The organism is Flavobacterium cupriresistens (assembly GCF_020911925.1).
In the GTDB taxonomy this organism is placed as follows: domain Bacteria; phylum Bacteroidota; class Bacteroidia; order Flavobacteriales; family Flavobacteriaceae; genus Flavobacterium; species Flavobacterium cupriresistens.
In genome coordinates this window covers 2,511,613-2,528,456 of the sequence record NZ_CP087134.1, presented here as the reverse complement: position 1 = coordinate 2,528,456, position 16,844 = coordinate 2,511,613, and the positions used below count along the sequence as shown (strand labels likewise).

Annotated in this window: 14 protein-coding genes; 3 read left to right on the top strand and 11 right to left on the bottom strand. The window is 32.2% G+C overall.

Going from position 1 to position 16,844, the window contains the following annotated elements; genetic code table 11:
* Nucleotides 1–272 precede the first annotated feature (272 nt).
* The 10 genes from LNP23_RS10885 to LNP23_RS10840 form a co-directional block, all read right to left on the bottom strand.
* The gene (locus LNP23_RS10885) at nt 273–1,811 is read right to left on the bottom strand and encodes an IS1182 family transposase (RefSeq protein WP_230004249.1); all 1,539 of its coding nucleotides are present in this window, start codon (nt 1,809–1,811) and stop codon (nt 273–275) included.
* A gap of 214 nt (nt 1,812–2,025) precedes the next feature.
* Entirely contained in the window at nt 2,026–2,286 is a 261-nt protein-coding gene (locus tag LNP23_RS10880; protein WP_230004900.1) for a hypothetical protein, read from the bottom strand.
* A gap of 121 nt (nt 2,287–2,407) precedes the next feature.
* Complete coding sequence (locus LNP23_RS10875; protein WP_230004899.1) at nt 2,408–3,067, bottom strand: hypothetical protein; 660 nt, start codon at nt 3,065–3,067, stop codon at nt 2,408–2,410.
* Nucleotides 3,068–3,090: 23 nt separating this feature from the next.
* Nucleotides 3,091–3,864, bottom strand: coding sequence for a DUF4145 domain-containing protein (locus LNP23_RS10870; protein WP_230004898.1), 774 nt, complete (start codon nt 3,862–3,864; stop codon nt 3,091–3,093).
* A 41-nt stretch (nt 3,865–3,905) separates the two neighbouring features.
* Nucleotides 3,906–4,235: a hypothetical protein gene (locus LNP23_RS10865; protein ID WP_230004897.1), complete on the bottom strand. Its 330-nt coding sequence runs from the start codon at nt 4,233–4,235 to the stop codon at nt 3,906–3,908.
* Nucleotides 4,236–4,407: 172 nt separating this feature from the next.
* On the bottom strand, nt 4,408–5,166 hold the full coding sequence (locus tag LNP23_RS10860; RefSeq protein WP_230004896.1) for a hypothetical protein: 759 nt from the start codon (nt 5,164–5,166) through the stop codon (nt 4,408–4,410).
* Nucleotides 5,167–5,543: 377 nt separating this feature from the next.
* Nucleotides 5,544–6,092: a hypothetical protein gene (locus LNP23_RS10855; protein WP_230004895.1), complete on the bottom strand. Its 549-nt coding sequence runs from the start codon at nt 6,090–6,092 to the stop codon at nt 5,544–5,546.
* Nucleotides 6,093–6,116: 24 nt separating this feature from the next.
* Entirely contained in the window at nt 6,117–6,797 is a 681-nt protein-coding gene (locus tag LNP23_RS10850) for a hypothetical protein (RefSeq protein ID WP_230004894.1), read from the bottom strand.
* A 109-nt stretch (nt 6,798–6,906) separates the two neighbouring features.
* Nucleotides 6,907–7,767 carry a helix-turn-helix domain-containing protein gene (locus LNP23_RS10845; RefSeq protein ID WP_230004893.1) on the bottom strand — a complete coding sequence of 287 codons (861 nt, stop codon included), beginning with the start codon at nt 7,765–7,767 and terminating at the stop codon, nt 6,907–6,909.
* A 329-nt stretch (nt 7,768–8,096) separates the two neighbouring features.
* A complete protein-coding gene (locus LNP23_RS10840; RefSeq protein ID WP_230004892.1) occupies nt 8,097–8,825 on the bottom strand; it encodes a hypothetical protein in 729 nt (242 codons plus the stop codon).
* A gap of 354 nt (nt 8,826–9,179) precedes the next feature.
* On the opposite strand from LNP23_RS10840, the gene LNP23_RS10835 reads away from it, so the two are divergent.
* Nucleotides 9,180–10,871, top strand: a complete 1,692-nt coding sequence (locus tag LNP23_RS10835) for an AraC family transcriptional regulator (protein ID WP_230004891.1) — start codon at nt 9,180–9,182, stop codon at nt 10,869–10,871.
* A 167-nt stretch (nt 10,872–11,038) separates the two neighbouring features.
* On the opposite strand, the gene LNP23_RS10830 is transcribed toward LNP23_RS10835, so the two are convergent.
* Nucleotides 11,039–11,545 carry a helix-turn-helix domain-containing protein gene (locus LNP23_RS10830; protein ID WP_230004890.1) on the bottom strand — a complete coding sequence of 169 codons (507 nt, stop codon included), beginning with the start codon at nt 11,543–11,545 and terminating at the stop codon, nt 11,039–11,041.
* Between the two features lie 880 nt (nt 11,546–12,425).
* Here LNP23_RS10830 and LNP23_RS10825 point away from each other — a divergent pair.
* On the top strand, nt 12,426–15,440 hold the full coding sequence (locus LNP23_RS10825) for a SusC/RagA family TonB-linked outer membrane protein (protein WP_230004889.1): 3,015 nt from the start codon (nt 12,426–12,428) through the stop codon (nt 15,438–15,440).
* Between the two features lie 10 nt (nt 15,441–15,450).
* A complete protein-coding gene (locus tag LNP23_RS10820) occupies nt 15,451–16,839 on the top strand; it encodes a RagB/SusD family nutrient uptake outer membrane protein (RefSeq protein WP_230004888.1) in 1,389 nt (462 codons plus the stop codon).
* Nucleotides 16,840–16,844: the final 5 nt, after the last annotated feature.

The window sequence follows — 16,844 nt, the reverse complement described above, 5'->3', positions numbered from 1 at the left end:
CTACATTAGTTTCTCACAATCCCGATTTCTAAATCTGGATCTTCATCATTACAAGGCAAAGAAACAATAGATAACAAACTGCTACAAGTACAACTTTTTGTTGTACCCTAGTTGTACCCCGTTGTACCCCCAGTAAAATCAAGGATAAAAAATTTAAAAAAAATGCAAAAAAATAAAAAGAAGCCGTCTCAATACAAATTTGAGACGGTTTTTTTATTGGATAATATTTTGATATTTATTGTCTTAATTCTGAGTACAGAAAAAAATTGCCCTTATGCTGCAATTTTCTTTCTTAAGTTGTGACCTAAAGCCATTAATCCGAACTCTAATTCAACTTTTTGAAGTCCTTTTAAAGAAAATCGTCTAAATCCATTATTATGTTTGAGTTGAGCAAATACAGGCTCTACATCGGCAGAGCGTTGTTTTCTTCTTTGTATCCCTATTTCGCTGAGCAGTAATTCTCTTGCTTGTTGTTTATGCCTTTCAAGGTTGTGGTTTCGCTCTATGCTTCTGTTGCCTTTGGCTTTAAAACATTGTCCTCGCAAGAGACAGCCTTCACAGTTTTTGGCTTGATAATGGGATAAGGTCTGAGTATATCCCGCTGCCGTTTTTTTCTCATTCTCATGGGTTTTATGCATTTTCTGTCCCATTGGACATATATAATAGTCTTCTTCCTGATTGTAATATAGATTCTCCTTGCTAAAAGTCTTGTGTTTCTTTTGGTAGTTTTGATCCTGTTCTTTTTCAAAAGTATTATATTTCACAAAAGCCGTTAGCTTTTTTTTCTCCAGATAATCGTAGTTTTCTTCACTTCCATAACCTGCGTCTGTAGTGATCTCTTGTATCTTTTTAAACACTTTTTTGCCGAAGGTCTGCTCCAAATTTTCCAAGTGGGGCTTGAGTGTTTTGGTATCGGTTGGATTTTGATGGATGGTATAGTGAACGATGATCTGGTTTTGTGTAGATATCTGAGTATTATAAGCTGGCTTGAGCTGTCCGTTTAACATATGGTCTTCTTTCATACGCATAAAAGTAGCCTGGGTATCGGTTTTGCTGTAACTGTTTCTTTCTCCTAGAATAGCTTGCTGCTTTTCATATTTTTCTAAGTTAGCAGTAAAATTATTTTTAATATAACGCAATTTGGCTTTTGCTTTGGAGCTAGCCTTTCCATTGCCAGAGAGTTTGGCATCTATTTCAGCTACAGTTTTCTCGATTACTTCTTTGCTGATTTCCTTGAACTCAGTTGGTTCCGGGTTGGGGCCGTCTTCATTATCAATACTTTGGGCATAGTTCCATAATTCTTCCAGCTGAGTCAGCATTTTGGCTTTGTTGGTTTTGATACTGTTGCCCCAGACAAAAGTGTACCTGCCGGCCTGAGCTTCTATCTTTGTTCCGTCTGTATAGATTTGTTTTAGATTGATGAGTCCTTCTGATGCTAACATCAAAACGACCTGTTTGAAGATCTCTTTAAAATTCTCTTTAAGCTTATCACTTCTAAAACGGTTAATAGTATTGTGATCTACAATAGTCATCGAAGTTAGCCACATAAAATTAATATTCTCGCGAAGTGCCAGTTCTATCTTTCGAGAAGAGTATACATTGGTCATATAGGCATACAACATCACTTTGAGAAGCATCTTTGGATGATAACCTGGATTGCCTTCTTTGCTGTAGGCTTTTAAAAGAGGCTGGATGTTAATTGATTCCACAACCTGATCCACTATTCGAACAGGATGTTTCTCTGGAATTAAATCGTCAAACGAATAAGGTAAAAGTATCGTTTGCTGTTGGTCATAATGTTTAAATCTCATCTTTAATCAGCTATTAATCACTGATTAAATTTACAAAATTGCTCCTAAAAAAACAAACTGCAAAAAAAGCTGCCTCTAGTATTGAGACAGCTTCTAATTAAATTATTTCAGAATAGTTGTTACTTTTATAAGATAATTAAAATCAATTTTTAACATAGTAATAAATTGAAAAGTAAATTACCCAATAGAAATAATCTTACCTTCTTAAAGATAATTATAAAGAATCATCGTTTGTTAAATATGCAAATAGAGTCTCTTCAATTTGTTGTAAAAGATTGTTAACATTGTCAAAAATGGGATTTTGACTTTCATGCAATTCTGTTTTCAATATGTTAAGGGAGTTATTCTTGTAATTAGTAGTTTGGTGATTTTCTATAGCACTTGCAGGTTTGTTAAATTCTACACGTAATCTATCTTTGAAATTTTTGTTTTTATTTTCAAAATGCGTAATTATTTCTTGTTGGATTTCATTCATAAGTTAATGTTTTTAAATGAAGATAAGTATTTATATGAATAAGTAAAGCCTAAATTTATTTTGAGTAAAAAAGCTTTAGATACATCTTATGGGTTGTTTTTAGTATCCTAATTAGTTGCTATTACTTAACTCTTTCAGCTATAAATTCCTCCGCTATTATAAAAGGCTGGTTCAAACTGAAATCATTGTCGCTTACATCTTCGTTACCAAAAATTAAAATTTTGGCTTTTGGTTTATCACAATAACCTTTATCTTCTCCTATCAATTCGTTAGTTACATCAAATTCCAAATCGTGTTCTTTGCAAACTTCCGCAAATAAGCTTTTTAAAGATTTAGGAATTCTAATATGCCGTTTAGGATATAGTTTAAAGTTTTCTTCATTATTCCAAAATACTTCGTTTACCTTAATCCAGTTACCAGTTTTTTTCTCCAGCCCGTTACTGATATCACCAACAAATAAATTTAGATTTTTTGGTTTTCCTTTAACTAAACATTCAAGTTGACTTTCATGATACTTTAAAAGCAAAGGATGGGAATCTAATATTTTTATTTTTACATATGGAAGTAATAAGTCCCAAAAGAACCCTTCAAATTGCTCAGTTTTTAAGCAAGTTATTTTCCATTCTTCATATTCAATTGGAATATCATAACTAATTTGATTAATTGAGAAAAACAACTCTAAAGTGTTGGCTGATGTTTTATAATTGTAGGATTCGAGTTTTAAATCAGAATCCTGATAAAATTCTGGGGTATTTGTTTTTCTAATAAGATTTTCAATCATAATTATAGTTCCTTGTTTTTTTATTAATGCTTTGACATCGGTTTGTTTTTTAGAACAATTTCGGATGCTTTAATATGAATATTTTTTTCTTTTTTGTCATATACAAAATCTAATATTGGTTCTAAAAATTCATAAGCGTCTAATACGTCCTCTAAAGCTATATTTCCAATATGACTTCCTTCATTTCCGATTATTTTTATCGCAAATAATAAGTTAGTTATTTTTTTGTTTTTTGTTTTTTTTTCATAGTTTTCAATTCTATGATGCAAAGTTCTGAAAGCTTTCAGTTTATTAGTTTTGGAATCTTTATATTTTTTAGGCGCTTTTAAATCGTCCAATATTAACTCAATGGAATTTCTAATTCTATTTGCACAAGAAGATAAGTCATTGTAAAAATGTGAAAATGACAAATTTAATTGTTGTGCTACTTCTTTCGGTACTTTTTGGGAAATTTCTATTATTTTTAAAGGAGGGAAGAAATATTTGGGATAATATACACTTAAATATTCTTCAACATATTCTCCATTTGGCAACTGATATCCATTATGTATATCCTTCAGAACGTTTCCTATGATTGATAATACATTTTTACAATTACTATTTTTACATACTAATATTCCACTAAAAACATAATCAATTCCATTAGGATAATTATTCATTTCCATTTCATCTTGTCCGGGAATAATTTTAGAATTCAAATTAGTAATATTTAATATTCCAATATTACATTTAGGGCAATTATAGTCTACAGGACTTTTATTTGTAAAATTTCTTTTGCTCCAAATCTCTCTGTTCATATGATTTCTCTGTAAAACGGCTGTTAACACCAGTATTATTATTAAGCAAACTTTTCAAGTTCAGTTATTAACTTGTCATAAAATTCTTTTATACCTGAAATTCTAAGTTGAATTTGTCCATTTAGTTCTTTTATTTTCTTTTCAGCCTCTTCAAGTTCTTCATTGATTGAGTTTTGAGAATTCATTACATATCTATCTCCAATTTTTGTATCTAATTCGTTAAATAAGTCAGGTAATGTTTTAATTAAACTATCTCTAATTTCTTTATTATCAGCCAATACTTCTCTAATTAATTCAGGATTTTCCCTTTTTTCATCTACGATTTTACTAATCAATTCGCCAATCATTTTTTGGTAAGTTTCATTTGTCATTTTTCTTCTTGTATCTGTTTTTTTAATATCAGTGCTAATATTTGGCCTTTTGGCGATGTAGCAGATTAAGGGAGCGTAAATTTTCGCTTAATGATTAATTTTACAAGTATAAAAACATCTTAAAATTCAGCCAAATACCCAAATATCTTGTAGCTGTTAGCTGTAGCTTTTTTTATTGGTAAAAGGATTCTTTAAATTTTTCCATATAAAAATCTGTTCCATTTTCACTTAAAGCAAAATCTAAAAATAATTTCTGTTGCATATTTATAAATCCAAATTCATTTTTGATAATTCTTTCAAATTCAGTTCTTCTTATTAATATTTTTTCAGATACCATTTCAGAATTTCTATATGCAACTTCTGCAATTTTAAAAATTTGGTCAGAATTAAAACAAGCAAAATTCATTTTTGGAAAGTTTTGATTTACTCTTTTTATGTTTTCTGTCAAATCTATTACATCTATTATCCCATCATAGAATAATTTATAGCCATTTACACTATCGTTAAATCCAATTGGGTCAAACGAGCCTGTTATGTAATCATAAGGACAAGGTTCGAAGTGAGGTACTAATTTTGAAATATTGAAACCTTTACAAGCACAAATTGATATCATTGGTTTTTTAGAAGTTGATGTATAAATATCTCTAAAAACAGGTCTTAAGTCTTTCCATTTTGCAAATTCAAGTTTATTTTCATCATTAAATAATCCAATTCCTTCTTCATTTCCGTGTGTGTGAAAATGAATTATTCCATCAATAATGTTGTTGCTTTTTAGTTCATCTAATATTAGATTTAGTTTCTCAAAAAGTTCATCTTTACTTTTTACGTTAAAAAAAGCAGATTCACTTCTTTGATTAATATGTGTATAAATTTGCTCTCCTAAATTTGGGTCTTCAGTCTTTAAAGATTGTATAAAGTAAAATTTTTTCATTATTTTTTGTCGTTTTTTTTTGGATTAAAGTTATAGTTAACTAGTAATAACAGTCATAAAATGGCGTTAATAGAACTTTATTCAGTTATGTCTGTGAAGTAAGTGAGCTTTTCTTTAAGCGAATATAAGAAATATTTTTACTACAATTTTTTAACTTTTTTAAATTGAAGCAAAAATAATTTATAACTTTTATCTCACTGAAATTTTCTCTAAATCATCTGTGAAATTGTTTGCATACAGTATTGTAGGATCAATAAATAGGAAATCTAAGGTAATTTATTTAGATGCCGTTCTTATTGTAACTAACTTGGTAATCACAAAAACCATAAATGATTGTAATAGAATTGTCTAAGTAATTTTAGGATAATTTTCATATTCTAATAAGATAAAAAATCAATCTCTGACTTTTTATCCAACAGCTGCCAGCCATCATCTGTTCGTATAAAATAGACTTTATGAAACAATGTGTCTTTCAATCCGTTTTTAATTGCTGCAGCAAAAACATTTTTTTTTCGAATAGTACTATATTCAACAATTGCCTTATTACCGGAACTCATAATTCTGATTGCTGCAATTGCTCCAAATTCTTCATCGGCTACTTTTACACGTTGAATTTTATGTTTTTTATCTGCTGCAGGCGTTGGCAGTAAGTAAGGTCTTGCTGCAGGGGTAAAACTCACGAAAGCCGTTGTATCACTAATTTTTTTGGTTTGAAGTACTTTTACAAATCCTTTTTCTACGAGTCCGGATTTAAAAATGGTGTAGGCATGCGCGGGATCACCACAGAAAATATCATGGTCTACAATAGTAGGGTAATGATTTTTTTCCAGAATAAGGACGGTAGCCAATTTCTCATCCAGCTTTTTAGGCTGGCAACCTGTTATGGTCAGAATCATAGTGGCTAAAATATAAGATAGATTTTTCATGTTTTTAAGTTTTAAATTATTTAGTTAATATTCTTTAATCTGTTTAATCATGCGCTCCAATGTTTCAATTGCTATTCGTTTATCCCTTTCTTCAAAAATGTAAGCCTTGCTTCGCATGGCATTGTATGAAAGATCCACTTTATTTGGAGTGGATAGAAATGGCACAATTGTTTTAAATAAATGATTCATTGATTTTGAAATAAGAATTTTTAATTCATCAGATGCCCTAAGTATTAAAGCTGTCTGATCTGTCGAAAGCTTACATAAGACTTTATTAGAAGAAGATTCTATAACCGACGACTCATAAATCTTCTTTTCAATAATTGGTAAAGGTTTGTTTAAATAGTTTGCAAATCTGGATTCTACAAAAGTTATTAATTCATCCAAACAAGAAATTAAAGTAGCGGTTACCTCTTTTAGATGTTCTCTATGTTGATCATTACTATTATTTATCTCTGTAATTTTATCTAAAAGAAATAACAGCGATGAATAATAATTTCCAACTAAAATTTTAATCTGTTTCTCCTTGGTAAGCGAAAAGACCTGTACCGTAAACTGTGACTGAATTAAGAATGTTTGCTCGGTCGCTTTTTTAATAATCGCTTTGGATTGAATTGGAGTAATCATAGTAAGATCTGTTTTACCAGGATTAAGGGTTGAGGTAACCGTTAAATCCATCCATTCTAAAAGATAGGTTTGAGTCATTTTTTTTACTTTTACTTAGTAAATATTTCTCTCGACTTGCAATCGACAGTACTCTAAATCAATGCTTATAGAACATTCTTAACCCGGTCAAACATGTATTATAAAGTATTTAATTAGAATTTAATCGTAAACGGTATTCTGAAGGAGACAGGGAAGTATGCCTTTTAAAAAAAGTACTGAAAGCAGAAGAATTACTAAAGTGCAATTCTTCTCCAATATATAAAATGGTTAAATGATTGTTTTGCAGCAAAACTTTTGCTTCAAGGAGAATCGCTTCTTCAATAAATTGCTTCGCCGTTTTTTCTGTAACTTGTTTAACTATTCTACTAAAATGGTCTGTATTAACACCTAACTTATTTGCGTAGTATTTTACACTGTGGTGTTTTCTGCAATTAATTTCTAAAATTTTAAAAAATTGAAGAACTAATTTTTCCCTTTTCGAATGTTGAAGTGATATATGCCAGGATGATCTGTGATAGATACCTGCTAATTCATACAATAACAGATTAAAACTAAAAAGTACTATCTCATCTTTAAAAACATGCGAGCTAGGTCGTAATACTTTGCTATTAAGTAATGTCAATAAATCAATTAGTAATAAAACATCTTTACTTTTTAGAAAGATTTTAGACGATAATTTGGTAATAAAAAATTCAAAATACCTAATATGAGGTCTTCGTATACTATTTTCAATAACAAAGTCTGTAGTAAATGACAGTAAGCAAATTTGTAATTGATCACTCATAATCAAAATTTCAAATAAAGTCTTTATAGGTATCACAAGGATCTCACTTTCGTAGACAGTAACTTCTGTCTTATCTATTAGGATAGATAAAGAACCCGAATTTACAATCAGTATAGAGAAATGGTCTACCTTAAATAATTTACTCAAAGATTTTTTAGATGTAAATTTTTCAAAAATGTAAACTTGCAGACCAATATGAAAATATTTTGATTTTTTACTTACCACGACAATACTCTTTATGAAATTATAATCAGTTAAAATAAATTTTACTTTATTAAAGGCCAAATTGGCAAGCTACTCTGACATCAACCTCGACATCAATGTAACGGTAATAAAAAGTAAATTGGACATGCCGCTCACAAAAAGCAGGTAGGCCAGACTACGTGGACTATCACTTTTTATCTCGCCATTTGTGAGATAGCCAATTATTTCATCATAGGATAATAGATCTATGATGAAATAAAGACTAACAAGATTAAAAAGAATCAAGCACACAGTAAACACGTATACTATTTCTTTTTCGTAGCAATAGATATAATGCATCATCACTCAGATCATTGATTGTATATCATGATTCCTGTTACAAGTGAACGTTTTATTGCCGTACAGGGATCATCAATTGCACCACTAAGCCCTGCAACACGGTGACCAGTAGAAGTATCCCAGTCTTTATCTTTGCGTTCCAGATCATAATACGTTGAATACCTCGCTATGGAAGACGTAGTAAGCATAATTCTCTTATCCTCAATGTTAAATGCCTGATTAGCTATCACAGCTGATTCAAAAGATATTATGTATTGATAAATTTCCTCGTAGGAATCATTTTCCCATAAAAGGATATCATTCATAAAATTCGAAAGATTATCTTTTGCTGCAATTGTCATTGTAGAATTTAAAATAGTCTGATCTAGTTTAGACTGTGGATTATTTATAATCTCTTGTATCACAGTCAGATTGGGAGACAAATTTGTCCCTGAAGTTAAAAGTATTAGATCATTATTTTGAGCCGCTATAGTTTCGATCTGTTGAGAGATTTGTCCTATTGTATTATACTGATAGTTACCTGATAAATAAGTATCAAGAATATCATTATGCAATTTCCCGGAAAAGTCGTAAATATTTGCAGGGTTTTCAGGGGTCATGTTTTGCATCAAACGTGCTGTATTTTCTGTCTTCTTGTTACTGATTTTGCTATCAATACTTTCGATATTATCAATAGTATCAGGTGTACAGGAAATGATTAATAATGGTAAAATTATTAATCGTAATGAAATGGTTTTCATGATTAAAATGTGTTAAATGTGACCGACTACTTTTTTAGTCAGTTCATTTCACCCGGGTAAGCAGAACTTTAATTTAGTACTCTACTAAATATTTTTGCTTTTGAATTCGAAGCAAATCTAAAAGTAGATTTTTTAATTTGCAAAACATTAGTATGTGGATTTCCGAGAATAACAGTATGGATTTTCGGAAAATCCATATACCTTTTTTTAATAAAAATTCGTTCATTATCAATTGTTTACACTATATTTAAGGCGCAATTTTTTGAAATATACTAATGAGTCTTTTTATAAGCCTATTATTTAGCTTTCAGTATGATTTTGTAGAAAAAATAATGTCTCATTTTAATTCAAACTATGATTAGAAAGTATCTTTTTGTACTCTCTCTTTGCTTGGGAGATCAAATCTGCGCACAGGAAATCCATTTTAAAATTCCCGACACACTTCGAAATAAGGATTACGATTATCTATTTGAAAGGATAGAAGAATCTGAAAAAGATAGTATTAAAAAATCCTTATACCTTAAATCCTTTCTAGTAAAATCGAAAGCAGAAAATAATTTGGAAGAGCTCGTAAATGGCTATAAAAACTATGTTCATCACTCGCCGGAAAATCTGAAACTGATCTATGTAGACAGTATGATTTACGCTGCAAAAAAGTCAAAAGATAATGCATTGATAGGTTCAGCTTATCTTTCAAAAGGAATTGTATATTATGCCGCAAAAAAACATAATTATGCATTAGATAATTACCTTATTGCAGATAATTATATCTCTAAAACTAATGATAAGTATTTGATCTATAAGGTAAAATACAATATTGCAAATATAAAATACTATCTGGGATTTTATAATGAGGCAATTTCTTTATTTAAGGAATGTATTGATTACTTTAAAGAAAATAATGATAGGGGCTATCTGAATTCCTTACATTCACTGGGGCTTTGTTACAATCGTATTGGCAGTTATAGTTTATGTACAGAAACAAATGAAAAGGGATTATCAGAAGGAGAAAGATTGTCTAACGGTGAGATGAAAGAATACTTTATTATCTCTGAAGGAGTTAACCAGTATTTTCGAGGCAATTATACTTTGGCTATTAGCAAAATTAACTATTCGCTACCAGTCATTATAAAAAAGAAAGATTTTGCTAATGAAGCTGTTGGCTATTTTTATATTGGAAAAAGTTATTGGGCTCTAAATAATCCACAAGTAGCAATACCTTATTTCAAAAAAGTAGATGCTATTTTTAATAATAAAGGATACATTCGTCCTGATCTTCTCAATAGTTATGAATTATTGATCAGCTACTTTAAATCCCAAAAAAATCTAACGCAACAACTTTTTTATATTGAAAAACTGCTTAAAGTAAATAATATCATGAACAGTAGATACAAATATGTATCGGAAAGAATCTACCAAGACTATAACACCAAAGAATTACTGTCTCAGAAAAATAAAATTGAAAAGTTATTGGAAGAAAGAAAGCGTAATGATTTTATTTTTAAGGGTATAATAGTGTTTTTATTTTTATCTGTGGTCTTTCTTATTTATAATCATAGTAGAAATAAAAAAGTTTATCGGCAAAGATTTTATGATTTAATGACAAAAAGTGAAACTGTATCTAAGTTTGAATCAAAAAACCTAAATAATGGAATTGAAGATATAAATCCGGATACTGTAATGATTATATTGAAACAATTAGAAAAATTTGAAAAGGATAAAAAGTTTTTGGTAAAAGATTTGACGGAAGCAAAACTTGCAGTTTTGTTTGATTCAAATATAAAATATCTCTCAAAAATAATATTGCATTTCAGAGGAAAAAAATTTGTAAAGTACATCAATGACCTAAGGATAGACTATTTGATAGAATTAATGAAAGAGGAAAAAAAAATTCAGAATTACACAAATAAAGCACTATCAGAAGAAGCGGGTTTTAGTAGTAAAGAACGTTTCACAAAAGCTTTTTTTTCCAGAACCGGAATGCCAACCTCATATTTTATGAAAGAGCTTAGAAGACAGGACTTATATGCAACCTTGCTTAAATAAGTTTTAAGCAAGGTTTTTATTAATTAATTGATTAGCAAATTATTCCAATCAATGTTTCTTTATTATTTTTTTAGATTCCTAATAAATCCAAAGAAAAGGTTCTTTTCTTTACACTAGTTTTTTAAAATTATATTTTATAGTTTTCCGTAAATGATTAAAATCACTTCTCAAATCTTTAAATAAAGATTCTTGTTTACTAGTTTTTCTTTCTTAATCACATCATCATCTGCAAGATTCCTCATAACACCAGCAATATCTGCAGATTTAACTTTAATATCTATCTGATTTATTCTGATAAGTTCATCTCTAATTTCTGCAATCGTTTTACCTTCGATTAAAAAAGCAGTATTTACAATATGTTTACGGATTTTTGCAGTTAATTTAGTTGCTTCTTTCCGTTCAGTCGATAATTGATTCAAAGGCTCTAACTTGATTTTGAAATCCACTAAAGTCTCCAATGGATATTCTACAGCTTTTGCATACTCAACATAATTATCGATATTTTTTGCTTCTCCTTTTTCAATCTTCAAAATACTGCTTTTTGATATACTCGTCATATCAATTATATCTCTAACTGAAAAACCTTTCTCGAGTCTAAACTCCCTTAGCTTTAAACCAAGTTTCACTCTATACATTGGCGTTTTACTCTCTTCTTTTTCAAACTTTTGAATCATTAGATTTACATATTTTTAATGTTATTTTGGTTTTATTTTAAAACTTATTTGCATGGTTGGAATATTTTCATATATTTGTATTAGCGAATTGATAATTAGCCTTTTTGGCATAATTAAAACGATGTTTTCTCGACTCAAAATGACCAATTTTATCTTCGAGAATATCGTGAAGTCGCTCCATGTCAAAAAGTTTTTTACTTTTACATATGGCATGTGAGCGGTTCTCACGTTAGCTTTAGAAGATAACTTTTCAATCGAAAGATTTTAAAGACGGGTTTGGTCGCCCATGAGTCTAAAGTGTGAAACCGTTCCGTGCTTTTATTCAAGTACTATTTCATACCACGAAATACATCGTTCCATAACCATAAACCTATAAATTATGAGAACGATTTTTTTATGCACAACAGTTACCAAACCACCGTAGCGCCAAGCTAAAAAGCAAGCAGCCTTTTGTTTCCCAAAGCCAAACAACAATTGTGTTAGAATAGTGAATCAAAGAGAAATACTCTTACCAAATACACTTTCCTAGCCAGAATTTTAGTATGGACGTACGTAACTATACTTTGATATAAAAAAGTAATTATTTAAAACAAAACTTCCTCTTTAATCTAACCTCATCCCAAACATAAAATGCTTTTGGCACTTATATTTAAGCTTTTCATCTTTAAACTACCACTTTAAAAGTATTGCCTTTATTTCTATTTTCCAAAGCGTATGTTAAAATTCTTAAAATTTGTTTTGGAAAGATAATCAAGATGAGTTTTTAAACACCTAAACCCATGCATCTATGATATACTAAAAAGCTCTCTAACCCGCGATCAACAAGTATAGAGAGCTGAATTAATAAAACTTTCGTTTCAAATTAACTAACCCCAAAATTATGAAAACTTTTTCATTAAATAAAGGGTTGGCAGCACTTTGGTATCCGTTTATTTTCGGATTCTATCTCTTTTGCACGCCAGCCTTAGCAAGGAACACCTTGCTGTTTTCCCTTTCACAACAACAAACACAAGTAAGCGGTATCGTAACTGATGGTACTATTCCCATTTCGGGAGTCAGTATTTCAGTAAAAAACCAAAACAATACCGTAGTTACTGATTTTGACGGGAAATTTACAATAATAGTGTCATCCCACGATATTCTTATTTTTACTTACATTGGTTTTAAAACAATTGAAATTCCAGTTGCAGAGCGCTTAGTCATTAATGTACAAATGAAGCAAGATGCCACTTCTCTTCAGGAAGTAAAAGTTAATGCAGGATATTATTCCGTAAAAGAAAGCGAACGCACGGGAAGTATTGCAAGAATTACTTCAAAGGATATCGAAACACAACCTGTTACTAATGTACTTGCCACAATGCAAGGTCGTATGGCAGGTGTAAATATCATACAGACCACAGGAGTGCCCGGCGGTGGTTTCGATATAAAAATCAGGGGACAAAACAGTATTCGTTCCGAAGGCAATGCTCCACTTTATCTCATAGACGGCGTACCCTATGCTTCAGAAACTATAGGATACAATCAGACTTCTACTGTTTATCCATCAACTACAAGTCCTTTAAACAGTATAAATCCTGATACTATTGAAAGTATTGAAATACTCAAAGATGCAGATGCCACTGCTATATATGGTTCAAGAGGTGCTAATGGTGTAGTACTGATCACAACTAAAAAAGGAAAAGCAGGAAAGACAACATTTACAGTCAGTGGTTCAACCGGAACAGGAACTGTGACCAAATTTATGAAACTCATGAATACCGAGCAGTATCTGGCTATGCGAAAACAAGCCTTTGAAAATGACGGAATCCCTTACAATTCATGGGACTATGATATTAATGGAACATGGGATCAAAGCAGATATACTAACTGGCAGAAAAAATTGATCGGTGGTACGGCAAGGATAACCGATCTTCAAACAGCTATTTCAGGGGGATCTGAAAAAACACAGTTTCTGATCAGTGGAAATTATCATACGCAATCCAGCGTATTTCCGGGTGATTTTATCTATAAAAAAGGCGATTCACAATTCAATTTAAGCCACCGCTCAGAAGACAATAAATTCAGGGTAACGCTCTCAGCAGGATATAATAGTCAAAACAATGATCAGCCCGCCTTTGATTTTACCTACGATGCCCGCTCACTCGCTCCTAATGCACCTGCCCTTTATGACGCTAACGGCAATCTAAACTGGGAAAACGGAACTTGGGATAATCCACTGCGGAACCTCAATGCTAAATTTGAAGCCAAAACAAATGATTTGATTGCAAACTCTGTGTTGTCTTACGAGTTATGTCAAGGACTGATAATCAAAAGTAGCTTTGGTTACACCAATTTGAGTACAGTCGAAACCCGTACGGCTCCTTCCTCAGTATACAACCCGGACTATAATATCAGTAGTGCTAATTCTTCGCTGTATGTAAACAACACAGACCGATCTTCCTGGATCATAGAGCCCCAGATCAGCTGGACAAAGGAGTTAGGTTTGGGAAAAATAGATCTTCTTGCAGGGACAACTTTTCAAAATCAGACTACAACCAGATTATTTCAGTCAGGTACGGGATATAGTTCCAATAACCTCATTTATAATCTCGCCTCTGCTAAGTACATTAATGTACTACAAAATGATCAAACCATCTATAAATATCAGGCATTTTTCGGGCGTATTAACTACAATTTAGACAAGCGTTATATCATCAACCTTACAGCAAGACGTGACGGGTCAAGTCGTTTTGGACCCGGCAATCAATTTGCTACTTTCGGAGCTGTAGGTCTGGCGTGGCTTTTTTCAAATGAAAGTTTTTTAAAAAATACCTCATGGTTAAGTTTTGGAAAATTAAGATCTAGTTACGGAACAACCGGGAATGATCAGATTGGCGATTATCAGTTCTTAAATACCTACTCTACTACTGGAGTAAATTATGACGGAACCGTCGGACTTGAACCAACCCGCCTTTACAATGCTGATTTTGGATGGGAAACCAATAAAAAACTTGAAGCTGCACTTGAATTAGGCTTTTTTCACGATAAAATATTTACAACCGTTTCATGGTATCAGAATAGATCATCCAATCAGCTTGTGGGTGTTCCACTGCCCGGAACAACTGGATTTACGGTACTTCAGTCCAATTTGAATGCTGTTGTTCAAAACAGAGGTTTGGAACTGACACTAAGAACCAATAATTTAACCCATGAAAATTTTAGCTGGACAACCAGCGTTAACCTGACCTTTGCAAAGAACAAACTCCTTAGCTTTCCGGGATTAGAAAGTTCTTCTTACAGCCAGAAATACCGTCTTAATGAGCCCTTAAATATTGAACTTGTCTACCAGTATAAAGGAGTCAATGCTCAAACTGGTGTCTTTGAATTTGAAGACATCAATAAAGATGGCAAAATTACTTTTCCTGAAGACAGACAGAAAACCGTTGATCTGAATCCAGAGTATTATGGAGGACTGCAAAATCAACTGCGTTTTAAACGGTGGAATTTCGACTTCTTATTGCAGTTTGTCAAACAAAAAAACAGAATAAGTCCAATGGGCTTTGCAGGTCAGATGTCCAATCAGCCTGTTTATAAAACAGACCGCTGGCAAGAAACCGGAGATCTTTCAGCCTATCAATTGTACACAACGGGTAACAATGGTGATGCTGTAACAGCAGATTATTTATACGACCGTAGCGATGCCTCCATAACGGACGCTTCATTTATAAGACTTAAAAACATTTCACTTTCTTATCAATTACCCCTGCGCTTAAACACAGTGCAATCTAAAATTATACTGCAAGGTCAAAATCTTTTGACTTTCACCAAATTCAAAGACGGCGATCCTGAATTTACTTCCTCCGGATTTCTCCCTCCTTTAAAAGTCATAACTGCAGGTGTCCAATTAACATTTTAAAACACTTTTTATGAAAACATTTTATCATACAGCAACGCAAATGTTGTGGCTAGGCATATTGTCCTTTTTTATGAATTCCTGTGATTCTTTTGTAGAGGTAGATCTTCCTAAATCACAACTTACCACTGTAACGGTATTTGAGGATTATGCCACTGCAGATGCCGCTCTTACCAATATCTACTCAAAAATCAGGGATACGGGTCTGCTCACAGGCAATAACAGAGGACTATCGAATCAGCTTGGAAACTATACCGATGAGATAATTCCTTACGGTACGCCTTCAAATCCAAGTTTGAACTTTTATAACAATAGTCTTTTAGCTGAGAATGCTGATGTTGCGCAGTACTGGAACGACTCTTACAATCAGATTTATGCTGCCAATTCTATCATAGAAGGCACAGAAGCGAGTACTAAGCTTTCAGACCAAAATAAAAAACAACTTAAAGGTGAGGCTCTTTTTATTCGTGCATTACTGCACTTTTATCTGGTCAATCTTTTTGGCGACGTTCCCTACATCACAAGTACCGATTATAAAAAAAATAGTATCGTTAGCAGAATTCCTGCCACTCAGGTATATCAGAATATTATAACTGATATAGAAAGCGCTATTGCATTATTGCAAAATAATTACAGCGAGATGGGACGAATCCGTGCTGACAAATATGTTGCCCGTGCCTTTTTAGCCAGAGTTTATCTGTATTCCAAATCTTATGCTGAGGCGGCCAATGAAGCTTCGGCACTTCTTAACCGGACCGATTTGTTTGCTTTGGAAAGTATAGATGAGGCCTTTTTAGTGAATTCAAAAGAGACAATTTGGCAATTGCAGTCCGCAGAAGCCGGGCAAAATACACAGGAAGCATCAACTTTTATATTCCTCTCTGGCCCGCCTGCACTAGTAGCCTTAAATAATAATCTTGTAAATTCTTTTTCAGCAGCTGATCTTAGACATTCCAATTGGATTAAAGAAGTCAGTGATGGTTCCTCAACATGGTACCATGCCTACAAATACAAAGAGCAAAACTTTACTTCGATCTCTAAAGAATATTCGATTGTCTTTAGACTTGCCGAACAGTATCTCATCAGAGCAGAAGCGAGAGCTGAGCAAGGTGATCTTATTGGTGCCAAGGAAGATCTAAACAAAATCAGGTATCGAGCTGGTCTTGATGATACTTCGGCAATCACTAAAGAAGAAATTCTGGATGCTATCTTAAATGAAAGACGATGGGAGTTCTTTACCGAGTATGGACATCGTTTTTTTGATCTAAAGCGCTTCAATCAAATAGATGTGGTGCTTTCAGGCAGTAAGCCGGGATGGAATGCGCATGATAGTTTATTCCCTCTGCCTCAGAGTGAACTAAGTGCTAACCCTAATCTACGACCTCAAAACGGGGGATATTAAAATCA